This window comes from Streptomyces sp. R11 (genome assembly GCF_041051905.1).
GTDB lineage: Bacteria > Actinomycetota > Actinomycetes > Streptomycetales > Streptomycetaceae > Streptomyces.
The window spans coordinates 8,775,074-8,797,221 of sequence record NZ_CP163432.1 but is presented as its reverse complement, the minus strand read 5'-3'; the positions used below and the strand labels follow the sequence as shown (position 1 = coordinate 8,797,221).

General features: G+C 70.1%; 24 protein-coding genes. 8 read left to right on the top strand and 16 right to left on the bottom strand.

The features are described from left to right. The first annotated feature begins 65 nt into the window (after nucleotides 1-65). Nucleotides 66-533 (top strand): winged helix-turn-helix transcriptional regulator, encoded by a 468-nt coding sequence (locus tag AB5J55_RS40640; protein ID WP_369275443.1) that lies wholly within the window; start codon nucleotides 66-68, stop codon nucleotides 531-533. A 42-nt stretch (nucleotides 534-575) separates the two neighbouring features. Here AB5J55_RS40640 and AB5J55_RS40635 read toward each other — a convergent pair whose 3' ends face one another. Continuing rightward, the gene (locus tag AB5J55_RS40635; protein WP_369275442.1) at nucleotides 576-1,391 is read right to left on the bottom strand and encodes a DUF899 domain-containing protein; all 816 of its coding nucleotides are present in this window, start codon (nucleotides 1,389-1,391) and stop codon (nucleotides 576-578) included. Nucleotides 1,392-1,804: 413 nt separating this feature from the next. On the opposite strand from AB5J55_RS40635, the gene AB5J55_RS40630 reads away from it, so the two are divergent. Next, the gene (locus tag AB5J55_RS40630) at nucleotides 1,805-2,452 is read left to right on the top strand and encodes a dihydrofolate reductase family protein (protein ID WP_369275441.1); all 648 of its coding nucleotides are present in this window, start codon (nucleotides 1,805-1,807) and stop codon (nucleotides 2,450-2,452) included. Here AB5J55_RS40630 and AB5J55_RS40625 read toward each other — a convergent pair. Further along, entirely contained in the window at nucleotides 2,405-3,013 is a 609-nt protein-coding gene (locus AB5J55_RS40625) for an NUDIX hydrolase (protein WP_369275440.1), read from the bottom strand. The two genes, AB5J55_RS40630 and AB5J55_RS40625, sit on opposite strands and share 48 nt — an antisense overlap. A gap of 199 nt (nucleotides 3,014-3,212) precedes the next feature. Here AB5J55_RS40625 and AB5J55_RS40620 point away from each other — a divergent pair, with 199 nt between their 5' ends. Continuing rightward, nucleotides 3,213-3,356, top strand: coding sequence for a hypothetical protein (locus AB5J55_RS40620; protein ID WP_328419638.1), 144 nt, complete (start codon nucleotides 3,213-3,215; stop codon nucleotides 3,354-3,356). Between the two features lie 97 nt (nucleotides 3,357-3,453). Here AB5J55_RS40620 and AB5J55_RS40615 read toward each other — a convergent pair whose 3' ends face one another. The 5 genes from AB5J55_RS40615 to AB5J55_RS40595 all read right to left on the bottom strand — a co-directional run bounded on the left by AB5J55_RS40615 (nucleotide 3,454) and on the right by AB5J55_RS40595 (nucleotide 7,024). Further along, the gene (locus AB5J55_RS40615) at nucleotides 3,454-3,744 is read right to left on the bottom strand and encodes a DUF6355 family natural product biosynthesis protein (RefSeq protein ID WP_369275439.1); all 291 of its coding nucleotides are present in this window, start codon (nucleotides 3,742-3,744) and stop codon (nucleotides 3,454-3,456) included. Between the two features lie 284 nt (nucleotides 3,745-4,028). Beyond that, nucleotides 4,029-4,586, bottom strand: a complete 558-nt coding sequence (locus tag AB5J55_RS40610) for a TetR/AcrR family transcriptional regulator (protein WP_369275438.1) — start codon at nucleotides 4,584-4,586, stop codon at nucleotides 4,029-4,031. Nucleotides 4,587-4,596: 10 nt separating this feature from the next. Further along, entirely contained in the window at nucleotides 4,597-5,178 is a 582-nt protein-coding gene (locus tag AB5J55_RS40605) for a sugar O-acetyltransferase (RefSeq protein ID WP_369275437.1), read from the bottom strand. A 107-nt stretch (nucleotides 5,179-5,285) separates the two neighbouring features. Continuing rightward, on the bottom strand, nucleotides 5,286-6,491 hold the full coding sequence (locus AB5J55_RS40600) for an MFS transporter (RefSeq protein ID WP_369275436.1): 1,206 nt from the start codon (nucleotides 6,489-6,491) through the stop codon (nucleotides 5,286-5,288). Between the two features lie 98 nt (nucleotides 6,492-6,589). Further along, nucleotides 6,590-7,024: a MarR family winged helix-turn-helix transcriptional regulator gene (locus AB5J55_RS40595; RefSeq protein ID WP_369275435.1), complete on the bottom strand. Its 435-nt coding sequence runs from the start codon at nucleotides 7,022-7,024 to the stop codon at nucleotides 6,590-6,592. A 112-nt stretch (nucleotides 7,025-7,136) separates the two neighbouring features. On the opposite strand from AB5J55_RS40595, the gene AB5J55_RS40590 reads away from it, so the two are divergent. Together AB5J55_RS40590 and AB5J55_RS40585 are read left to right on the top strand one after the other, a co-directional pair. Continuing rightward, nucleotides 7,137-7,550, top strand: a complete 414-nt coding sequence (locus tag AB5J55_RS40590) for a DUF1398 family protein (protein ID WP_369275434.1) — start codon at nucleotides 7,137-7,139, stop codon at nucleotides 7,548-7,550. An 86-nt stretch (nucleotides 7,551-7,636) separates the two neighbouring features. Further along, nucleotides 7,637-8,281, top strand: a complete 645-nt coding sequence (locus AB5J55_RS40585) for a DNA alkylation repair protein (protein ID WP_369276437.1) — start codon at nucleotides 7,637-7,639, stop codon at nucleotides 8,279-8,281. A 178-nt stretch (nucleotides 8,282-8,459) separates the two neighbouring features. On the opposite strand, the gene AB5J55_RS40580 is transcribed toward AB5J55_RS40585, so the two are convergent. Beyond that, entirely contained in the window at nucleotides 8,460-8,918 is a 459-nt protein-coding gene (locus AB5J55_RS40580) for an SRPBCC family protein (protein WP_369275433.1), read from the bottom strand. A gap of 72 nt (nucleotides 8,919-8,990) precedes the next feature. Further along, entirely contained in the window at nucleotides 8,991-10,085 is a 1,095-nt protein-coding gene (locus AB5J55_RS40575; RefSeq protein WP_369275432.1) for a glutamate--cysteine ligase, read from the bottom strand. A gap of 216 nt (nucleotides 10,086-10,301) precedes the next feature. On the opposite strand from AB5J55_RS40575, the gene AB5J55_RS40570 reads away from it, so the two are divergent. Next, nucleotides 10,302-11,171, top strand: a complete 870-nt coding sequence (locus AB5J55_RS40570; protein ID WP_369275431.1) for a polysaccharide deacetylase family protein — start codon at nucleotides 10,302-10,304, stop codon at nucleotides 11,169-11,171. A 60-nt stretch (nucleotides 11,172-11,231) separates the two neighbouring features. On the opposite strand, the gene AB5J55_RS40565 is transcribed toward AB5J55_RS40570, so the two are convergent. The 7 genes from AB5J55_RS40565 to AB5J55_RS40535 all read right to left on the bottom strand — a co-directional run bounded on the left by AB5J55_RS40565 (nucleotide 11,232) and on the right by AB5J55_RS40535 (nucleotide 19,156). Beyond that, entirely contained in the window at nucleotides 11,232-11,903 is a 672-nt protein-coding gene (locus tag AB5J55_RS40565; RefSeq protein ID WP_369275430.1) for a hypothetical protein, read from the bottom strand. Nucleotides 11,904-12,070: 167 nt separating this feature from the next. After that, complete coding sequence (locus AB5J55_RS40560) at nucleotides 12,071-13,210, bottom strand: PP2C family protein-serine/threonine phosphatase (RefSeq protein ID WP_369275429.1); 1,140 nt, start codon at nucleotides 13,208-13,210, stop codon at nucleotides 12,071-12,073. Between the two features lie 10 nt (nucleotides 13,211-13,220). After that, complete coding sequence (locus AB5J55_RS40555; protein ID WP_369275428.1) at nucleotides 13,221-15,389, bottom strand: FUSC family protein; 2,169 nt, start codon at nucleotides 15,387-15,389, stop codon at nucleotides 13,221-13,223. Further along, nucleotides 15,386-15,646, bottom strand: a complete 261-nt coding sequence (locus AB5J55_RS40550; RefSeq protein WP_369275427.1) for a hypothetical protein — start codon at nucleotides 15,644-15,646, stop codon at nucleotides 15,386-15,388. The genes AB5J55_RS40555 and AB5J55_RS40550 overlap by 4 nt, the downstream gene beginning before the upstream one ends. A 201-nt stretch (nucleotides 15,647-15,847) precedes the next feature. Further along, nucleotides 15,848-17,053 carry a glycoside hydrolase family 64 protein gene (locus AB5J55_RS40545; RefSeq protein ID WP_369275426.1) on the bottom strand — a complete coding sequence of 402 codons (1,206 nt, stop codon included), beginning with the start codon at nucleotides 17,051-17,053 and terminating at the stop codon, nucleotides 15,848-15,850. 217 nt (nucleotides 17,054-17,270) lie between these two features. Then, nucleotides 17,271-18,377 carry a hypothetical protein gene (locus AB5J55_RS40540; protein ID WP_369275425.1) on the bottom strand — a complete coding sequence of 369 codons (1,107 nt, stop codon included), beginning with the start codon at nucleotides 18,375-18,377 and terminating at the stop codon, nucleotides 17,271-17,273. 68 nt (nucleotides 18,378-18,445) lie between these two features. Beyond that, nucleotides 18,446-19,156, bottom strand: coding sequence for a DinB family protein (locus AB5J55_RS40535; RefSeq protein ID WP_369275424.1), 711 nt, complete (start codon nucleotides 19,154-19,156; stop codon nucleotides 18,446-18,448). 155 nt (nucleotides 19,157-19,311) lie between these two features. Here AB5J55_RS40535 and AB5J55_RS40530 point away from each other — a divergent pair, with 155 nt between their 5' ends. Both AB5J55_RS40530 and AB5J55_RS40525 read left to right on the top strand, forming a co-directional pair. After that, complete coding sequence (locus AB5J55_RS40530) at nucleotides 19,312-19,968, top strand: TOPRIM nucleotidyl transferase/hydrolase domain-containing protein (protein WP_369275423.1); 657 nt, start codon at nucleotides 19,312-19,314, stop codon at nucleotides 19,966-19,968. A gap of 96 nt (nucleotides 19,969-20,064) precedes the next feature. Beyond that, the gene (locus AB5J55_RS40525; RefSeq protein ID WP_369275422.1) at nucleotides 20,065-22,110 is read left to right on the top strand and encodes a spermidine synthase; all 2,046 of its coding nucleotides are present in this window, start codon (nucleotides 20,065-20,067) and stop codon (nucleotides 22,108-22,110) included. Nucleotides 22,111-22,148: the final 38 nt, after the last annotated feature.

The following is a 22,148-nucleotide window of genomic DNA, read 5'->3' as shown; positions in this document are numbered from 1 at the left end:
CCATGGAAGCTAGCTCCGCTTCCACCTGACTGTCAATGGCGAAGCCAGGGCCGTACGATGGTGGGATGGAGTGGCTTGAGGCGAGCACGGAGAACTGCCCCGTCCAGCGCACGCTCGACGTGGTCGGAGAGAAATGGACGATGCTGATCCTGCGCGACGCCGTCAACGGAGTCCGCCGCTTCGACGACTTCCACCGCCACATCGGCCTGTCGGAAGCCGTCCTCAGCGACCGCCTGCGCAAGCTGACCTCGGCCGGCATCCTGAAAACCGTTCCCTACCAGGAGCCCGGCAGCCGCGCTCGCAACGAGTACCGCCTGACCCGCAAGGGCTGGGACCTGTGGCCCGCGCTCATGGCGCTGGCCCAGTGGGGCGAGACGTACCTCCTCGACCCCGACGACACCCTGCTGGACATCCGGCACACCGACTGTGACGCTCCGGTCCGGGTCGTCGTCGAATGCTCCGCGGAACACTCCGCCCTCAACCCCTGGGACGTCACGGCCCGCCTGGGACCGGGCGCCCGTCGCCGGTCGTGAGCCGGCGACCGGACCTCAGCCGTGCTGTTGCCGCCGAACGCGTCAGTGACCGTGACCCTGTCGGCCAAGGGTCTCCACGGGAGTCGCACCGGGGCGGGTCCACTGCGGTACGGGGCGGCCGGTCGGGCCCCACGTGGCGACGCCGTCGGCGTCCGTGCGCCAGTACCAGCAGATCGGCGAGCCGTGGCCACCGACCGGGGCGCCGGCCTCAGGGGCCTCGGGCCAGCCCGACGGGTTGTCCTCCCAGCCCTCGCGGCGGCCGTAGGGCGTCATGTCGAGCAGGCCGAGGGACCCGTTGACCGGCTCGTTGCCGCGTCCCGTCGTCGAGTAGGTCAGGAACACGCGGTCGCCGTCGCGCAGGTAGCAGGTGAGGTACCCCATGTCCCCGCCGACCGGCTCGTCGACGTCGCGGACCGAGTACCAGGGCTGGGTGTAGCCCATGAAGTCCACGAACGAAGCCACCTCGTCCCACGCACCCGTGGTCACGATGGCGAAGGAGACGCCGCGGGCGTTGAGGTAGACGGCGTCCTTCATGTGCCAGGCCGTGGTCGTGCAGCCCTCGCACTGCCCCTGGTGCGGCGCGCCGTCGTACCACATGTGCTTGTAGACGATGAGCTCGTCGCGGCCCTCGAAGAGGTCCAGGAACGGGACCGGTCCATCGGGTCCGACGACCTCGACCGTCCCGTCGAACTCCACCATCGGCAAGCGGCGGCGGGCCGCGGCGATGGCGTCGCCCTCGCGCGTGTGGGCCTTCTCCCGGACCAGCAGCTCGTCACGGGCGGCCTGCCAGGTGGCCAGGTCGACGACGGGCGGGCGGCCCGGCAGCTCAGCGGTCCGGTCGTGCGGCGTGGTCGTCATGGTGTCCTCCGTGGCGTTTGGTGCCGGGCGGCGTCGTACGGCGCCGCCCGGCGGTCACCAGAACAGACTCGCAACCCGGACGGAACTCATCGCGGAGAGGGCGCGCATGTGGAGCAGCACCGCCTTCGTCGCCGCGACACAGCGGTCATCGGCATCAAGGGCCGTCCGGCGCCACCGGCCGAGCCCGGACCGCGGCCCCAGGCTGGTGGCAAGGTGCTCGATCCGATGGCCGCCCTCGACGAGTCCGTGCCACGATGAAACGACCCGTGGCGAAGGCGCGGCCGAGGCGCACGTATGACCGACCTCGGTGGCGGCTTCCAGCGGCCCCAGGTGGTGGCTGACCGACGACGGGGAGTAACCCGGCCCGGTTGCCGATCCGGTCACCGATTCGTTGCGCAAGGGAGTCGTCAGCCATGTCACGCGCCCGCGTCCACAACTTCTCCATTTCGCTCGACGGCTTCGCCACCGGCGAGGGTCTGAGCCGTGACGCGCCGTTCGGGCACGCCGGGGAGAGGCTGCACGAGTGGATGTTCGCCACCCGGTGGTGGCACGAAAGGGTCGGCGAGCCCGGCGGTTCCAGCGGCCTCGACGACGCCCTCGTGCGGCAGTTCACGCCGGGGATCGGGGCCGAGATCATGGGCGCCGGAAAGTACGGCTACCCAGGATGGCACGAGGACCAGGAGTGGAAGGGGTGGTGGGGACCCAACCCGCCCTTCCACACACCGACCTTCATCCTCACCCATCACACGCGCCCGTCGATCGAGATGGAGGGCGACACTACGTTCCACTTCCTCGACACCTCACCCGCCAAGGCGCTCGAGACGGCCCGCGAGGCAGCGGGCGGCCAGGACGTACGCATCGGCGGCGGGCCCACCGTGATCCGCGACTTCCTTGCCGCCGGGCTCATCGACCACATGCACGTTGCGGTGGTCCCGATCGTGCTCGGCCGAGGCGTCCGCCTCTGGGACGGGCTGGAGGACCTCGAGAAGGACTACGACGTCGAGGCCACCTCCTCACCCAGCGGAGTCACGCATCTGACGGTCACCCGGTCGGGCCCCTGAACCGGCCAGTTCCTGCACCGGCTCACCTTCCCGCATGCAGACCGCCGCCCCGGAAGTGACCGCAGCGTGAAGTGCCGTCAAGGTACGTACGTCCGCGGCGGTTTGCACGTCCTGGAGTTCGTCCAGGCTGACGAAGGCGTACTGATCGTGCTCGGGACTCAGGCGAATCGGGGTGCCCTCTGCGAGCGTTCCGCCGTCGAAGAAACAGTCGAGCACCGGCCCGGTTCCGCAGACGTCCACCCGGTGGTCGATGCCGATGAGCCTCAGCGCAGACCGGAGTTCGACTCCGATCTCCTCGTAGGTTTCCCGCCGCGCCGCCGAACACGGGTCTTCTCCGTGATCGAGCATTCCGCCCGGCAGCCACCAGTCCCCGGCCATCGGTTGACCGGGGGCGTAGCGCACGAGCAGGATCCGCCCCTGACCGTCCAGGAGCATGACGCATGAGGCGATGAGCGCCTGGGGCTGGGTCTTGATCCACTCCTCGCGGGGCACCCACACCACGGCGGGCGCTGATCCGGCATCCGCCTGCGGCGCTGCCACGGCCTCTTCGTTCACGGTCACTTGCAACACTCCCGTAGAGATCGCTCTTTCCATTGGGTGCGGTCACGCAGGCCGATCCCGCGGGGCCCCCTGTTCCTGCGCCAAACGGGCGGTCCCGCCACCAAGCGGCTGAATCCGCCGGCTGATCGGCGTGCCTTCGGGGGCCACGGCTGTCGGCCCGAAGCAAGGTGGTCGGTGCTGTCGTCGTCGAGGAGGACTTGTGAAGCGTCGCGTCGTCGCCGTACTGGCCACCGTCTTCGCCGGGCTGATGCTGTTCGCCGCCCCGGCCCCGGCTCATGACGACCATGGCACCGTCGAGAGCAACGACTGGAACATCCCACTCACCAACATCCGTCTGCCCTAGCGCCGAGTCCGCCGGGGCCGACCGAACGGGCCGGCCGGCCATGCCGGCTGACCCATTCGTGACCTGCCCGACACCGCATCACCGCCGGGACTATCCGTCAGCAGGTACGACCGACGTAGTGGGCGCCCTGAATCTTGGCGGCGGAACCGAGCCAGGTCCTGCCCGGGCCGACGCACCGCTCGTAGTCGGCCGCGAGGGCGACCTCGACCTTGATGACCACACGCGAGCCGTCGGACGTGCAGTGGTTGTAGAAGGCGTCGGAACCGGTCTCGTAGAAGCCGCACGGGTCGGCTGCCGCTGGGCTCGCCTGGGCGGTCACCGCGCCCATGGACGTGAGGACGAGAGCGGCGGAACCGAGAGCGCCGGTCAGCATGCGACGAATGCGCAAGGGAGACTCCTTGGCCAGGGCAGGGCTGAAGGGCCCAAGGCCCGGTGCCTGCCGATCAGTTGGATACCTGGATCAGGATCGCCGTGCCGCCCCGCGCTGCTGAGGGAGTATCGCGCCGTTCACCTGGCGAATCGTTCTGTCGCTACATCCATGGGGTGATCCTGCCCGGTTCCCCATTCCGGACCGGTCATGGCTGTGCAGAGCGGTTCATCGGGCAAGAGCTGCCGGAAACAGACGCTGGTGATCTATTCCGACGGCTGCGAGCCGGCCATCCTGAGCTCGGGTCAAGGCGCACGCGTGCCGGTTGCGGTGATGCGGGCGATCGCCTCGACCGTGAGGGCACGGTCGTGGGGTTGACGGGACAGGGCCCGGTGGAGCGTCAGGCCCTCGATGAGCGCGTCGAGTTGGCGGGCGGTGTCCGGATCGAAGTGCTTTTCGAGGTGGACGCGGCTGCGGCGCATCCATTCGTGGGTGAGTTCCCGGTAGGCGGGCTGGCGGGCGGCCAGGGTGTACAGCTCCTGGGTGAGCACGAGGTCGCGTCCGCTTTCCTCGGACAGCATGTGGACGAGGTCGGCCACCGCCTGCCGGGCCTGGTCGGGATCCGCCGGGGCGGACAGGTGGGCGTCGAAGACGGCGACGATGTGGTCTGTGAAGCGGCTGAACGCTTCGCGCAACAGGTCGTCCATGCCGCTGAAGTGATAGGTCATCGATCCCAGCGGGACGCCGGCGCGCACGGCGATCTTCCGGTGGGACACGCGTGCGATGCCCTCTTCGGCGATGAGGTCGAGGGTCGCGGAGATGATGCGTTCGCGGCGCTGGGGGTCGGTGTGTCCGGTGGCCATGACGACAGACTTACAGGCTCCGGACCACTCGCGCGGGGTTCCCGACGGCGACGACGTCAGCGGGGATGTCCCTGGTGACCACCGCGCCGGCGCCGATGACGGAGTTGTCCCCGATGGTGACGCCGGGCAGGACGATCGCGCCACCGCCGAGCCAGACGTTGTCGCCGATGGTGATCGGTTGGGCGGCTTCCAGCTTGTCGCGTCGGGGCTGCGGCTCCAACGGGTGGGTGGGGGTGAGCAGTTGGACGTTCGGGCCGATCTGGCAGTCCTCACCGATGGTGATGGCCGCGACATCCAGTGCGGTGAGGTTGTAGTTGACGAAGGTGCGCGCCCCGATGGTGATGTTGCTGCCGTAGTCGACGTACAGGGGCGGCCGAACGTGGGCCTCTTCGCCGAGCGCGCCGAGCAGTTCGGCGAGGATCGGCCGGGCGGCGTCGGCGTCCTCGGCGTAGCCGGCCTGGTAGTGAGCGGCCAGGCGTACGGCCTCCTGCTGCCGGCGGGCGATCTCCGGATCGTCGGCGATGTAGAGGTCGCCCGCCTGCATGCGTTCGAGGTTCGTGCGCGGATCCTGCGCGAAGTAGTCCGTCGGCATGCGCACGAGCGTACACCGGCGAGTGTACGAACGTACATTCTGGGGTGTGGGGGTCGCCTGGGTGCAGAGGCGGTATGGGGTTGCCTTACATCGAGGCGATACGGGAATTACCGGCGACGGTTCTGCAGCACCTGGGCGAGGAGGATCACGAGCAGCCCGGCGAGCGGCACCACCAGCAGGCCCACGCGCAGGCTGGTCACGTCGGCGACGAGGCCGACCACGGGCGGGGAGAACAGGAAGCCCAGGCGCATGAGCCAGGACACGATCGTAAGCCCTGATCCCGGCTTGAGGCCGGACAGTTCGTCGGCCTCCTGCATCGCGGCCGGCACCAGGGTGGCCACCCCGCATCCGGCCGCGGCGAAGCCGAGGATCGTGCCGGGCACCGTGGGCACGGCCAGCGCCAGCCCCATGCCTGCCGCGGCGAGGAGCCCGCCGGTGCGCGCCACGGTGCGCTGACCGAACCGGTCGACCAGGCGGTCGCCGGCGAGACGGCCGACGAACTGGGCTCCGACCAGGGCGATGAACCCGGAAGCCGCCACGGTGACCGACGCATGCAGGGAGTCGGAGAGGTAGAGCGTCGCCCAGGAGTTGCCCGCGTCCTCGACGACCGTGCCGGCCGTCGCGATGACGACGAGCGCCGCGAGCACGTAGCCCACGCGCATGCCGCCCCGGGAGGGCTGCTGCGAACTCTTGCCCTGGACCTTTGCCTCCTCCCCCACGGGCTCGGTGTCGGGACCGGGCAGGCAGTGGCGCAGCGCCACGAGGGAAACGATCCCGAACACCACCGCCGAGATCAGCAGGTGCTGCCCGCGCGACAGGCCCAGTGCGATCGCGGCGGCGGCCATCGAACCGCCCGTGACGGCGCCGACGGACCAGACGGCGTGGAAGGAGTTGATGATGGAACGTCCGTAGCGGCGCTGCACCCGCAGGCCGTGCGCGTTCTGGGCGACATCGGTGATGGCATCCATGGCCCCGGCCAGGAACAGCGCTCCGGCGAACACGGCCACCGACCCCGCGAGCCCGGCGGCAAGGGCTCCCGCGCCGGTCAGCAAGGTCCCGGCCACCGCGACACGCGCCGACCCCAGTCGCCGGATGAGCACACCTGCGGCCAGGCCGGCCGCGATGGCACCGGCCGGGAAGGCCGCCACGGCCAGTCCGTACGCGGTGTTACCGATGCCGAGGTCGGCCTTGATCTGCGGGTATCGCGGAATGAGATTGGCGAAGAGGGCCCCGTTCGTGAAGAACAGCATGGCCACGGCCGCACGGGCATGCCGTGCATGCCGGGTGGGCGGACGCAATACGTCAACTGTCATGCGGCGGAGCCTACAAGCGGGAGCGTACGATCGTACACTCGCACTCGGCGAAGGCTGCCGCGAGCCGCGAGCCGCACCAGCGGGCAGGGCTTTCAGGTCTACCCCTCCTGTTGGCGGCGGACCTCGTCGATGACGCGACGGAGCAGCTCACGGGCCGTGGCGATCTCATCGGCCGGAATGTCGGCAGCCAGCCTGCGATGGACCTCTGCCGCGCGGACCGTGATCTCGTCCAGGACGCGACGCCCGGCGGGCGTGAGTTCCAGGAGCGGCGAGCTGCGGTGATCCGGATTGGGGCGGAAGGCGACGAGGCTCTCGCTCGCGAGGTGGTTGGCGAGGCGCTGCACGCCCTGACGGGCGACTCCCAGGCGGCGGGCCGCCTGGGCCACAGTCAGCGGAGTGCCGGACGCCACGCTCAAGAGCTGCCACCGCGCCTGCGTCTGCCCCTGGGATGCGGCGATCACCTCCCCCGACTTTCGCAGCGCTCCAGCCGCCTCGTACACATCCGCCACCAGCAGGGCCACTTCGTCGGGCATGCCCGCTCCTCGCATTGACAACATGTTTCCATTTCAGAAACATGTTGTCATATTGCGGCTGGAGCCATCGCAACGCGCCCCCGCACCACCCACCGCTCTCCTGGAGAAGATCATGAGCACCGCGATATCAAACCTGCAGGCCGCGCTGGAGCACGCGGCCGCCATCCGGCCCAAGGTCGGCGGCTTCCCCTTCCTGGCCGAATCGCTGCGGCAGGCCGGCGTTGCCCGCTGCCGCATGGCGGTGCCGTCGAATGCCATGCTCTACCTGACCGAGACCGGCCCCGTCGCTGTTCAGGGCGAGCCGCTGGTGACCGGCATGGTCGATGTCCTGCCGTTCGACGGCCAGGCACTCGTGGCGGCTCTGCGCGCCGATCAGGCAGGCGAGACCACCTTCCCCGAGTTCATCGAGGGCTGCTGGAGGGCCGGCGTGGTCTGGTACGACGTCGACCTCGCCGCTCGCACCTGCACCTACTACGGCGCCGACGGTGACAGATACACGGAGACGTACCCCGAAGTCGAGATCTGAACTTCGCCAAGGATGGTGGCCGTCGGCTAGATTTCAGGCGCGACAGCGAGGAGGCCGAAGTGACCGGGACGACAGTTGCGCAGGTCATGGCCGAGTTGGCCGTGCTCGAGGACCCGAAGATGCGCGCGGCGAATGAGAAGCGCGGCGACGATCACGGTGTGAACCTCGGCAAGCTGCGCGCGCTCGCGAAGCAGCTCAAGACACAGCAGGACCTTGCGCGCGAACTCTGGCAGACGGACGACACCGCGGCGAGGCTCCTCGCCATGTTGGTCTGCCGGCCGAAGGCGTTCGAGCGGGACGAACTGGACACCATGGTCCGCGAGACACGCGCCCCCAAGGTGCACGACTGGCTCGTGAACTACGTGGTCAAGAAGAGCCCGCACTCCGAAGAACTGCGCCTCGCCTGGTTCACGGATCCGGATCCAGTGGTCGCCAGTGCCGGCTGGGCGCTGACCACCGAGCGGGTGGCGAAGAAGCCCGAGGGCCTCGACCTCGCGGGACTGCTCGATGTCATCGAGGCGGAGATGAAGGCCGCCCCGGATCGTCTGCAGTGGGCGATGAACCACTGTCTGGCTCAGATCGGGATCCAGCACGCCGAGTGCCGCGCCCGCGCGATCGACATCGGCGAGCGCCTGGAAGTGCTCAAGGACTACCCGACTCCCCCGAACTGCACCTCTCCTTTCGCACCCATCTGGATCGGCGAGATGGTGCGCCGTCAGCAGGAGGGTTAGACAGCCTCGCAAGGAACGGAGGTACCTCGCCGTCGCTCGGCATCTGAGCCGTCAACGGCGCCGCCGGTCGACGGTGAGGGCCACGCTGCCGCCCGGCACAACCGGGCGGCAGCGCGCCCGAGGGTCCGGCGGGTCTTGATGCCCGTCGGGCTCCCGGGATCCATCGAGGCGTTCGGTGTCATCCGGGCGTGATGCGCCCGCGCCAGCTTCCGGACTCGATCCCGCGGTGCTCGATGTACTCCTTGAAGCGGCGCATGTCGCCCTTGATGCGGCGATCGATGGTCCCCGTCATGTCCGCTGCCTTCTCGGCGGCTCCGCTCGGTTCGACGTCCATCACGAGCTCCACCCGGGTGTGGGTGTCGTCCACGCGCTGGAAGCGGACCGTGCCCTTCTGGTGGGTGTCGCCGCTGATGGTGCGCCAGGTGATCCGCTCGTCAGGGAGCTGGTCGACGATCTCGGTGTCGAACTCCCGCCGTACCCCACCGATCTTGGTCGTCCAGTGGTTGTGGCTGTCGTCGAGCTGCCGGACCTCCTCGACGCCCTCCATGAAGTTCGGGAACTCCTGGAACTGCGTCCACTGGTTGTAGGCGGTGCCGACGGGAACCTCGACTTCCACGGTTTCCTTGACGGTGCTCATGCTTGATCCTCCTTACACGGTGTGCGGCGAGTACCCAGGACCCGTCCGTCTACAAGGGAAAAATCCATGTGGTCACGGCACAGTGCTCCGGACGCCGATCAGGTCGGTGACCGCCTCGATGCCACCTTCGGCGAGGGCAGTGCGTTGCCGGTCGGCGCCGGTCCCGTCGCGCAGGAGCCGGCGTACCAATGCCGTGACCTGCCGGGTGTCGCCGGATGCGTCGAGCGCGGGAGAGATGTGCCGCAGGAGCTGGTGCAGCACAGCGGCGGCGGGCTGCAGCGTGCCGCCGAGGCCGACCAGGGTGTCGCCGAGACCGTGGCGGGCCGCGTGCCACATGGCGGCCCGCAGAAGTTCGGGTTCGTGGGCGAGCGCGGGCGCCCCGGCGGCAGCTTCCCTCAAGGCGGTATCCACAAGAGCCCGGATGATCCCGGCGAGCATGACCGCCTCGTCCGCGGTCAGCTGGACGTCCGAGCACCGCACCTCGATGGTGGGGAAGCGGGGCGAGAGGCGGGCCTGCCAGTACACCTGGCCGGTGTCGACGATCAAACCGGCGTCCTGCAGCCGCTGCACGCGCCGGTTGTAGTCCGCGGCGTCCTCGAAGCACGGGGGCAGCCCGCTGACCGGCCAGCGGCTGAAGATCACCGTGCGCCAGCTTGCGAAGCCGGTGTCCTGCCCGTCCCACAGGGGGGAGTTCGACGACATGGCAGTCAGTGTCGGCAGCCATGCCCTGATCCGGTTCAGGACCTGGACGCCCTCTTCACGGTTGGGCACGGCCACGTGCACGTGCATGCCGTTGACCAGCTGCTCCGCCACCAGCTGCGGCGCCTGCGTGACCATGGCCCGGTAACGGGCCTCGTCGGTGACCGCCACGGGGCGACCGCGTCGCAGGGGCGATGTCCCACAGGCCGCGAGCCGGCAGCCGTGTTCCTCGGCGGCCACCGCGACCGCCTGCCGCAGACGCAGCAGGTGTCCCCCGGCCTCGTCCAGCGTGTCGCACACCGGGGTGGCCACCTCGACCTGCGCCTGGAGCAACTCGTGCTGCACCTCCCGGTCGGCCGCCAGACGCCCCAGACCCGCCGCCTCCCTCACCTCGGGCCCCCGCGGCACCGGCAGGCCGGTGGCCGGGTCGAGCAGCAGGTACTCCTCTTCAACGCCGATCGTCGTCATCGACCGCCCTATGCTCCGCCCGACTGCCGGGCCAGTTCCTGATGCGTCTGGCCGACGCACCTCACGCAGCGGTGATCACCCCGGAGGGCACCGTCCGCGTGGCTGTCCGAGTGCCGCGGCATTCGCACGACAAACCAACGTTGCCGATCAGAGATGGTGAGCCCTCCGTGCACGATCACGCTCAAGGAAGAGCGCCGCGCGGCCGATGCCGGTGGCATGGAGACTCGTTCCCTCGTCGTCGCGCACCCTCGCGTGCGCCGTCGGCCGATCGCGGTGACCGCCGCGCTGTTCGCCGTTCTCTGGGGGGCCGTGGTGATCGGCCCGCAGGCCTTGGCGGCCAGGGCCGTCCCGCCTCGTCCGGCGGCGGCCGCGGACCAGGAAGGCCTGCGGGCGCTGTTCGGATCGGAGAACCGTGTGATCCGTACGGGCGAGCGGGTGGTCGCCGTGACGTTCAACGCGGCCTGGAACGACGCCGGCCTGACCGGCATCCTGGGTGACCTCGAGCGTCGGCACACGCCGGCCACGTTCTTCCTGACCGGCGACTTCGCTGATCGGTACCCCGAGGTGGTGAAGAGGATCGCCGCCGCGGGGCACGGGCTGGGCAACCACTCCTACAGCCACCCGTTCTTCGCGGACCTGTCGGCGGACGGAAGGCGCCGCGAAGTGCAGGCGGCGGACCGGGCCCTGCGTGCGGCCGGGGCGGGAGGGGCGTTGACCCCGTTCTTCCGGTTTCCCTACAGCGAGACCAGCCCTGCCCAGGTCAGGGAAGTCAACAGGCTGGGTTTCGCGGACATCGAGTTCACCACCGACACCAACGGGTGGATGGGCTCCGAGGGCGGCATGACCGTCGACCACGCGGTGCGCAGGGCGCTGGACGCCCTGCGCCCTGGGGCGATCCTGCAGATGCACGCGGGTGCGTCGCAGGGCCGCACCGAAGTGATCGATGCCCGAGCCCTGCCACGCATCCTCGACGCGATCTCCGACCGTGGTTACCGGGTCATCGACCTCCGTGCCCTCCTCACGTCTCCGCCCACCCTCGTCGCGCCCTCGGTCGGAGGCATCGTGGGCGACGCGTCTCGAAGGTGAGCCGGGGGCGAGCCGACCGGTCTTCCGGCCGGCTCGCCCACCTCGCGGTGGTGGCCCAGTTCAGCTGTTGCGGGTGAACACCTCGTTCTTGGTGGAGCCGCTGGAGCAGAGCTTCTTCTCGTCGGCCGTCATCTTGCGGGACTCGACCACGACCGCGTTGTGCTTGCCGTCCGTGCCGTTCGGGGCGGGGCCGGTGATCACGTCGGGCACGAACCAGTAGTAGTGGCCCCACTTGGGGTCGTCGTAGTGGGTCTGCCAGGTGCCGGATATCTGCTGCATCACCTGGGCGCGGGAGATCCAACCCACCTCCCCCGGCTGCACGTTCACCGTGAAGGAGCTCGTCTCCGTGTGCGAGCTCTGCCACGTGTAGTTGTACGTCGCGGTGACACTGGCGGTGATGATGCCCTCGATGCCGCCGCCGACCGTGACCGAGCCTCCGACCGAGTGGGAGGAGCCCACGGTGTCGGCCCACGACATCGTCTGGGCTGCGGGCGAGGCGGTGCAGTTGTAGAGCAGTTCGGAGACCTGACGGGGCTTGCCGAGGTAAGCCTCGCCGATCTCAGGAGAGTTGAAGCCGCACTTGCCTTCGCCGGAAGCGCAGTCGGCCAGGATCTGCTGCGCCGTGGGCTGTTCGTCGGCGGCAGCGGGCACGGCCGCCGCGATCGTTCCGAGAGCGGTCGCCGTCAGCACCAGCATGCGGCCGCCGTACCGCAGAGCGCGGTTGATCGTCATCGTTGTTGCCTTTCCACCGTACGTGGGGGGATGGTGACGAGGCAGCTGCACCGTGTTACGGCGGGGCCTGCAGTCACCGCGTGGTGCCCACGAGGCTCACGTAATCCACTGCTGAGCTACACCAAGGAACAGCAAAGTTGTACTTGATGTTCAGAACTGGTGAACGGTCAACTTCCAGCACGGCGGCTTGGTTTGAGCCCATCGGGCGTCAGGGAGAGGCCGAGGACGGCCCGGTCGTCGTTGTCCGACTGCGTCGACCACCGCTCCGCGTCGGCCCGAACGAACGACACGACCGTCTCCGGATCGATGGCGCGCCGACCCGAGAAGCGTTCACCGAGCCGCTCCTGAACCGGGTAGAAGTCACCGTCCGCGTTGCGCGCCTCGCTCACGCCGTCCGTGTGCAGGACGAGCACCTCGGAGGGCTCGAGCAGATGGACGGTCGCATCGACCGCACCCGGCGCCATCGCGCCCAGGCCCAGGGGCAGACCGGGCGCCGTGACCAGCCGTCGGGCGCCCTGCGTGCCGACCACCACGGGCGGGGGATGGCCGCGGTCCACGATCCGCACCTCGCCGCCCTCCGGCGGGAACTCCAGCACCAGTGCGGTCACGAACAGTTCGGGGTCGCCGTCGTCACCGGCCGGGCTGTTGCGGGCGATGCTGAGCTCCAGGCGCTCGGCCAGGCTGCTCAGGTTCTGCCATTCATGGGCCGAGACCCGGAAGCTGCCCAGTACCGCCGCGACCGTCTGTACCGCGTCCAGTCCCTTGCCGCGGACGTCGCCGATGATCGCCCGGACTCCGAAGGGCGTCTCGCACACGTCGTACAGATCCCCGCCGACGAGCGTGCCGCCCTCCCCCGCCTCGTAGAACCCGGTGGCAAGTACCGGGCCGAGCCTGCGCGGCACGGGACGCAGCAGGGTGCGCTGCATGGCCTCGGCGACCGAGTTGGCCCGGATCAGATGCTGCCGGGTGCGCTCCCGCTGCCAGGCCAGTGCAATGCTGGCGATGCCGATGAGGGTCGTGGCGATGTACATCGCGACATGGTGCTGCTCGTCGAAGTGGCCGGGACGCCGGGCGGCCATCCACATCTGGAGGCCCAGGCACACCACCGCCGACATGGCGGTGCCTCGCGGGCCGCGGGTCGCGGCGGCCAGCGGCGGTACGGCAATGAGCATGAAACTCACCGGTTCGCGTCCTCTGACGATGAGTTCGGCCGCCACGTCGACGAGCACGGCGCCCAACGGCAGCCACCACACCCACCCTCGCGCGGAGGGCGGCCGAAGTTCGGAGCGGAGCTTCCGGCTGGACACGGCGCGCCCCCTAGCTTCCGTGGCTTGCATGGGCGGCCGTCGTGCCGCGGGCCGGCCGGCCCAGTGCCTCGGGCAGTCCCGCCTCGATCCGGGTGAGCTGGACGGTGAGGCTGCGCAGCCACATGTCGAGGTCGACCAGCACGGGCAGCGGCGGTCCGGTCGGTTCCGAGGGCGGCGTCGGCCGTGACCCGAGCGGCTGCGTCCGGTCGGCGACGCACAGAGCGGCGAGCCGGTCGGTGACCTGGGCCAGCGCGCGGGCGCCGGCCCGTGCCCGGTCGGCGGTGTCCGGGGACAGCGCGGACGCGGGCAGGTCGAAGCGGGCCAGCCACTGGGCGCCGAGCAGGATGTGGTTGGCGGTGATGAGCACACTGTGCCAGTCGGCACTCACCGGCGGGTCGGCCCCGGGTTCGCTGCGGAACTGGGCGTACGCGGACTCGGCGAGGCGCAGCCGGTGCAGGGCGGGGAGCGTCGGCGGGGCCGGGGCCGATCCCGGCGGAACGGCAGTCAGCATGTCGACGGTGCCCTTGATCAGCGGGCCGCACTCCCGCAGCAGCCCCGCCATGGTTCTGCGTACCTCCGTGCGGGCGCCGGCCGGCCAGGCGAGCATCGCGCACAGCAGGCCGATGGCGCTGCCGGTCACCACGTCCACGATCCGTGCCTCGGCCAGCCGCCAGGAGGCCGGGGCGATCTGGGCGAACGCGGTGGCCACCACCAGCGTGAACAGGCCCTGCGCCCAGGCGATGCCGAGCAGCGGCCCGAGCGCGAAGGCGATGAGCATGGCCGGCGCGAGGATCGCGGCGTACGCCTCGGTGTGCCGGCCGAGGCCGATGAGCAGGGCGCCCGCCGCCACGGCGCCCACGAGGTTGCCGGTGACGGCTTGGCGGATGGCCGCCCAGGTAGCCCCGACGGTTGTCCGGCTCAGCGTCAGCACCGCCAGCAGTACCCAGAAGCCGTGGGTCAGGTCGAGCGAACCGGCGACGAGCCGTGCGGCGGCGAGCGCCACGGCGATCCGCACGGCGTTGTGGAACTGCACCGAGCGCAGCGTCATGTTGCCGGTGAACCGGCGCGCCCACAGCTGGGGCGTGGCCGCATGCGTGTACCAGAAGAGTTCCCGTGGCCGGATCGGCGGGGTGCGTCGCCCGTCGAGGCCGACCCGTACGGAGATCTCCAGGATGCGCGTCGACTCGGCGACGGCCAGCAGCGCCGCCTGCCGACGCAGCACGGGCGCCGGCGGTACGTCGGCGGCGGGTCCCGTGGCCTGCCGTACACGCAACTGCTGGAAGTTGTCGATGGCCTTGTCCATCCGCTGCGGGCCGGGGGCGGGCCGGCCCGTGCGCAGGGCGGCGTCGGTCTCGTCGCACAGGGACGCCACCTGGGGCAGCAGTGACCCGGACGGCGTGTCGGTACGGCCCCTGCCGGGCTCGCCGGCCCCGGCGCCTTCCCGGACGAGTTCGCGCAGTTCGCCGGTCTCTGTGAGATGGGCCAGTTGTTCGAGCAGCCGGCGGGTGGCGGACCCCGCCTGGGCGAGGCCGCGGGGCACGCGACCGGGACCCGCGGGGCGTTCCGCGGGCGGGATGCTGGAGAGTCGCAGCCGCGCGCCTGTCTTCCGCAGCGCCTCCGGGGAGAGGCTGCTTCGCCCCGCGATGGTGTCGCCCGCCGTCGCCAGGGCCGCGGCGAGGGTCGTCCGGTAGGGCTGGTCCGGCGGCTGTGGGAGCAGGAACAGCTCGCACAGCACCAGCGCCAGCACTCCGAAGCTGAGCCCCGCCAGCCGCAGCCCCAGCGTCTCGGGTTCGTACGGCGGGAAGCAGGCCAGGATGTAGAACAGCTGGAGTGCCGGCGCCGCACCGGCCGGGCGCGGGCCCGCGATCGCCGCGAAGGCGAGGAAGAAGCCCACGACGAGCATGCCGAGCACCGCCGCCCAGGTCTTCACCGCCAGTACGGTCCCCAGCGTGACCAGGCACAGGCCCACGGGCAGCGCCTTCAGCATCACCTCGGCGCGCTGCCGCCCGGATCCGGGGATCGGGGACAGCAGGCCCAGGGAGATCGGCGCGAACAGCGCGTACAGCGCCAGCACCGGTTCGTCGAGGCCGTACACGAAGCTGTAGAAACCCGCAGCCGCAGCTACAGTCACCCGCACCGACCGGTGCAGGATCCGCGTCCGCTCGGCCCCGCCCTTCACGGCAGGCGCCCGCCGCGTGGCGCCCGCGAGCCGAGCGGGGGGACTCTGCCGAGGACCACGAGCCGGTGGCGTACGGCCATGACGACCACGGCAGCCGCGAGGATCCAGCCGAGACCGAGGCCGAGTCCGCACCAGGCGAACGCCGGAACGTACAGCCACCAGGCCGTGACCAGGCTGAGCACGATCATGCCCGCCCCGGCGACCGCCACCGCGATGAACGCCCCCGTCCGCGCGGTCGGCGAAGACTCAGCGCGCATGAGCACGTTCCTCTCGGTGCCGACGCCGCCGCGGCGCCTTGGGCGGGCCGGACATGTGATCCACAACCCATTGTCGGCCGACCCGGTACGAACCGCAGCCCGACGCCTGCGCACGGTGGCGAGGCCCGCGGGCACAGAATCCACCGGCACCGCGATCGGCTCACAGTGCCGGTGGCTGCCGGACCCATCTGTGACGGGCTGTCAGTTGAAGGGTTCGAGGGTGAGGTAGGCCTGGCGCGGATCGCCGTCGTGCACGAGCGACTCGTGGTGACCGACGTCGTCGAAGGCGAAGGCGTACGCCTTGCCGTCGGCCATCTGCGCGTGGATCTTGCGGGCGTAGTGGTTGGTGACGCCGTCCTTGTAGAAGGCGTCGGCGCTGGAATCGGGCTGGTTGGGGTTGACGAGCAGCGTGGAGCGGTTGAACCCGGCACACAGCGTGCGCGAGATCGGGCCGCGCACCTGGTCGTTCGGTGCGTCGAGGAGCCGGTGACAGCCGAAGACGGAGGAGGCGTCCGGCTTCTGGAAGCTGGTGACGACGGCGCCGGCGGTGTTGGTGAAGTTCATGACGCCGCCGGAGACCCGGCCGTAGTACTTGGTGTTGGGCTGGTTGGCGAAGGGCGTGATCGTCAGGGTCGAGTTGGAGTATTTCTGCCAGACGCGGTTGATGTAGTCGTCCATGACGTTGGCCGGCAGGGCTCCGGTTTCCAGTCCGTACAGCGGCGACAAGGCGCGCAGCACGGCCCCGTCGGGTCGCGTCTGGATGAGGTTGGCCCAGCCTCCGGGCTGTCCTCTGAGGGCGTTGAAGAAGCCGTTGTACCCACCGGGCTTGAGCCGGCCGGTGTTTGCCGTACTGCCGTCGGCGCGCTGCACTCCGACGGCGTACGGCGCGGAGAACATGTCGACCTGCGTGCTGTTGATCCACAGGCCGGAGTCGTTGAGCGTGTATTCGGACCAGTTGAACAGGATGTTCCGGTTGGGGTCCGTCGGGTTCTGCACGGCGGGCTGGACCAGGCCTCCGGTGGTGAGCTTGAACACCAGCTTCTGGCCGTAGGAGAAGTACACGCGGCCGGAGAACTTCGGCATTCGGATGGTCCTCGACTGGCCTGCCGCCGGTCCCGGTATCGCGGCGTCGGGAGCGGGGGTCGGCGGGTTGCCGCCCGCGGGCCAGGGGTGGAAGGTGCCGCCCGCGTCGGCCCAGCCCTGCCGTCCGGTCGACAGCTCGGTGCCGAGATTGTAGATGTACACCTGCTCGCCGCGGGCGGAGTTGTTGGTGATCTTCAGGGGGATCGTCGCCGGGACGGCGGCCTGCGCCGGCGACTGGGCGCCTGCCGTGAGCAGCCCTCCGGCGAGGACCGTGGCGATGGTCAACCCCACGGCCGAGGCTCTGCATTTGAGTGTGCGCAGCATGCTCTGTCTCCGTTCGACTCCGGTCGATCAGGACGCTTTTGAGAGCGCTCTCAGAATCCCGCTCTGGTATGGACCTGTCAATGAGTTGGGGCTTGACGCAGACCGGTCCGGGAGGTGAGAGAGGTATCCGGCGCCACTCGACGGGCCGTCAACTCCCCTTACGGTCGCCGGTGTCGCCGGTAGGGCCGGTAGGGCCGGTAGGGCCGGTAGGGCCGGCCTACGCGGAGACCGTGGCCTCGGCCGTCTCGTCGACGCGCCCCGCCGCGGCCAGCCGCAGAGTCACGGCCGCCGCGGCTCCCGCCGCCAGGCCGAAGGTCAGAGCGGCCGGGACGCCACCGCCCAGACCGGCGAACAGCTGCAGCAGCCCGTAGCTCATGCCCGTCCTGTCGGTGGCCATCCGTAGCAACTGGCTCGCGAGCAGCCCCAGGACGGTCGCGCAGACCGCGCCCACCGCCATCGCCGGGACCGTGGCCCGGGTGAGCAGCGTCGGCAGCCGCCGTAGCGCCCACCACACCACGGCGAGCAACAGCACGTCGCCGAGGCGAACCACGAGCCAGTCGCCGAGAGCGGCCCCCGAGGGGCCCGACCAGGCGCCCAACAGCAGCCACTGGCGCAGCAGGTCGCCCGGTTCGGAGAGCAGTCCATCGCCTATGAAAGCCGTCTGGATGGCGGCGGCGACCGGCTGGTACGACAGCACCACAAGGGACAACGCGATCACCGCGGTCCCGACGGTGGCGGCCAGGCGGGCGGCGCCCGCCGGAACGGCCTCCGGTGCCGGCGGCTCGGTCCCCTTGTCGGTGATCCGCGCGGCGAGCACCGTGCCGGCCGCAGCGACCAGCGCCGTCACGACCAGGATCTGCCGCCCGGAGGAGCTCGCACTCGCCAGCTGCGGCAGGAAGCGGTAACTGCCGTGCCCCCACGCGGCGATCAGCCACGGCGCCGAGACGGTCACCGCGAGGGTCCCGGCCACCAGACCCCAGCCCCACAGCGCCAGGATCGCGGCCGTCATCCGGCCCCGCACCGGCGGCAGCCGGCGGACCAGGAGCAGCGCCCCGAGCACGAAGAAGACGAAGAGCGCGCAGAAGCGGATCTGCAGCGCGGTGGCGTACAACTCGCGGTAGCGGTCGCTGAACTGAAGCGATGCCGGAGGATCGTACGACCAGGGAGTGAGCCACTGTTCGAGCCCGGCGGCGGTTCGACCGCCCAGCACGCCGTCGGCACCCGGCAGGTCCAGCGCGTGCACACTCGCCCCCGCCCACCAGAGCAACGCCGCCAGCAGCACCCCTCCGACCAACGCCGGTATCACCGCACGCCGATACGCCATGTCGCCCCGTCCCCCCATTCGGTACCGCATCCCCGTTGCCCTGAACAGGGGAGACTACGGGACGCTGATCACGTACGGCGAGCCCGCCAAAGGTCTCGCAGCAGCGCGATCTCGGCCATGTGGTGGATCAACTCGAGGTTGGCACCCCACAGGACGGAGATGAACGGCTCGTCGGGGTCGGAGCCGTAGGGGTACTGGGAGAAGCCGAGCGTGTCGAGTTGCTCGTCCGTCATGGCGCCGACGCTCTCGCGCCAGCGGTCGATCACCGCCCAGAACCGGTTGAGCGTCAGGGCGGCGGACGGGCTGAAGTCGACCATCAGCTTGGGGTCCTGACGCCGTTCGCCGAAGGTCCACTCCCACTGGCCCGCGAATTGGTAGTGCAGGTGGCCCAGCCGCCAGGCGATCGTGGTGATCGGTGTCTCGTCCGGCTCGGTCGGCCCGGTGTGGGCGAGGATCTGCTCGACGCGTTCGACGCTCACGCTCCAGTCCTCGGCGATCTTCGCCACGGACATGCCGCCGGCCGCCTGCCGGGCGACCTCGGCGTACTCGTTGGAGGGGATGTCCGGGGCGCCCTGGTCCAGCACCCACTCCCCCGGCCCGAAGGCCCTCGGCGTCGTCGCCTCGGCCCGGCGCCGGATCGACCAGCAGCCTGGCGCCGGCTCCCACAGGTACTCCTCGTCGCCGAGTCCCGTGAGCCGTACCTCGGCCATCTCCCTGGCACGGTCGAACTGGTCGAGCAGCAAGCCGAATCGGTCGGTCCGCACGCCACCGGTGTCCATGCCGGGCCCCCTTCGAGGAAACGCACACCACTGCGCCTCAGCCGCAGGCTAACGGCTCACGCGTGCGGGGCGCGACGGATTTACGCGTCCACGGAAAACGGCCGCGCGTACAGGATCTCGGGCGTGCCACGATGGCTTCGGGGAAGCGAGGTCTCGTGGACGAATTGACGCGATGGCGCCGCGCGGTGGTCGCTTGGGCGGCCGGCGGAGCGGGGGCGGCCACGGCCGCCGCGACGGCGCGGGAGCTGGCCGGCGGCCGGGTGCGGACGATCGTGCTCGTCGAGGGAAGCAGTGATCAGGTCGCGCTCGAAGCCCTGGCCACGCGTCACGGCCGTGACCTCGGTGCGGAGGGCGTCGCGGTGGTGCCGCTCGGAGGTGCGACGAACATCGGGCACTTTCTGGACGTGTGCGGTCCGCCCGGGCTCGGCCTCCCACTGGCCGGTCTCTGCGACGTGGGTGAGGAGCGGCATTTCCGGCGCCATCTGGAGCGCGTCGGGCTCGGGTCCGGTCTCAATCACACCGGACTGGAGGCGCTCGGGTTCCACGTGTGTGTCGCCGACCTGGAGGACGAGCTGATCCGCGCTCTCGGCGCCGAGAACGTGCAGGAGGTGATCGAGACCCAGGGCGAGTCACGCCCTTTCCAGACCTTCCGGAACCAGCCGGCCCAGCGGGAACGGCCCGTCGAGCACCAACTGCGGCGCTTCATGGGCACGCACAGCGGCCGCAAGGCGCTCTACGCGCAGTCACTGGTCGCGCATCTGGACCCCGATCGTGTGCCCCGGCCGCTGGAGCGTCTCCTCGCGCACGTCTGACCTTCGGCTCCTCGCACCGTGCTCTGCTCAACGTCCGGGGCTCCCACCGGCAAGGCATCTCGACTCATCGACCCGGAACTGGCACCGTAATCCGGCATGAAGCTGACCGATTCCGGACAAAAGGTAAGTTCGGTGCGCTGGAGGCTGGTGCTCGCCAGCACCACCATGCTCTTCGTAGAGCTGGCGCTGATCAGATGGGCAGGCGCCAACGTCGTCCATCTCAGCTACTTCTCGAACTTCATCCTGCTGGGATCGTTCCTCGGCATCGGTATCGGCTTTCTGCTTCCCGCCGCGCGCGGACAGTGGCTCAAACGCTGGACCCCGATCCCCCTGGCACTGCTCGTCATCCTCGTACGCGCGTATCCGGTCCAGGTGCGTCAGAGCAGCAGTGAGGTCATCTACTTCACCGCCGTGAAGACCACCGGCCTCCCCCAGTGGGTCACGTTGCCCGCCATCTTCCTGCTGACCGCGGTGATCATGGCCGGGATCGGCAAGATCACCGCCGACCTGTTCCGCCAGCTCCCCTCCCTCGACGCCTACCGCTACGACCTGCTCGGCAGCATCGCCGGCTCGGTCTCCTTCGCCGTGCTGTCCTGGCTGCGCGCCCCCTCGGTGGTGTGGGGCGTACTCGCCGCCGTGGCCCTGCTGATCCTCGGCGGCCGCCGCAACACCCTCTTCTACGGCGTCCCCCTCGCGGCGATGGTCGCCGCGCTCTTGGCGGAGACGGCCACGGCGGGCATCTCCTGGTCGCCGTACTACAAGATCGAGCTGAAGTCCTCGCCGACCACCACGCGCACGTACTACATCTCCGCCAACGGCGTCCCGCACCAGAGCACCGCACCGCTCCCGGTGCTGATGCGGGAGAAGTCGCCCTATCGGCAGGCGTACGACCAGACGCCCCGCAACCCGCACAAACGCGTGCTGATCATCGGAGCCGGCAACGGCAATGACGTCGCCGTCGCGCTGGCGCACGGAGCACAGCGCGTGGACGCGGTCGAGATCGACCCGCGCCTGCAGGAGATCGGCGCGCAGCTGCACCCCGCCAGGCCGTACGACGATCCCAGGGTGCACGTCCACATCGACGACGGGCGGGCCTTCCTGGAGCGGACGAACGCCAAGTACGACCTCATCATCCTGGCGCTCCCGGACTCGCTGACCCTGGTGTCGGGTGCGAGCAATCTGCGACTGGAGAGCTACCTCTTCACCCGGCAGGCGTTCGAGGCCGCCCGCGATCACCTGACGCCGGACGGCGCGTTCGCGATGTACAACTACTACCGCAAGAGCTGGTTGGTCGACCGCTTCGCCGGCGACCTCGACGACCTCTACGGCCACGCACCCTGCATGACGACGTTCAAACGGAACGCGGCCGTGCTGGTGGCCGGAATGACCCCCGCCGACCAGTCCTGCAAGCAGACCTGGCAGCCCAGCGGCCCGGTCCCGGCGGCCGCGACCGACGACCACCCGTTCCCGTACCTGCTGCACCGGACCATCCCCACCATCTATCTGGGCGCCCTGGGTGCGATCCTGCTGGTGACGCTGCTGTCGGTACGGCTGGCCGGGGTCCGCATCCGAAGCACGTTCCGCTACGCCGACATGTTCCTGCTGGGCGCGGCCTTCATGCTGCTCGAAACGAAGAACGTGATCGGCTTCGCGCTCTACTTCGGTACGACCTGGCTGGTCAACGCCCTGGTCTTCTTCGGGGTTCTGCTCTCCGTCCTGGCCGCTGTCGAGGTGCGGCGCAGATTGCGGCGGGTCAACCTGCTGGTGCTGCAGCTGATGCTCTTCGGTTCCCTCGCGGTGGCCTTTCTCGTCCCGCCGCAGGCCGTGCTCTCCCTGCCCACCGCGGGCCGGCTGGCCGCCGCCATCGCCCTGGCCTTCGCGCCCATCTTCTGCGCCAACCTCATCTTCTCGGACCGCCTCGCGCGGGCCTCCGACCCGACCTCGGCGTTCGGCGCGAACCTGCTGGGCGCGCTGACCGGGGGCGCGCTCGAGTACCTGGCCCTGATGACGGGCTATCAGGCGCTGCTGCTGGTCGTCGCCGCGCTGTATCTGGGGGCCTGCATCGCCATGCACTTCGCCGGACGCGGGCCGGGCAGGCAGACGACGCGGATGCCCGACGAGGCTGTGAGCGTCAAGACCTGACGTCGGCGGCGGATCCGGTCGCCGCCGGGGGCCCGGTC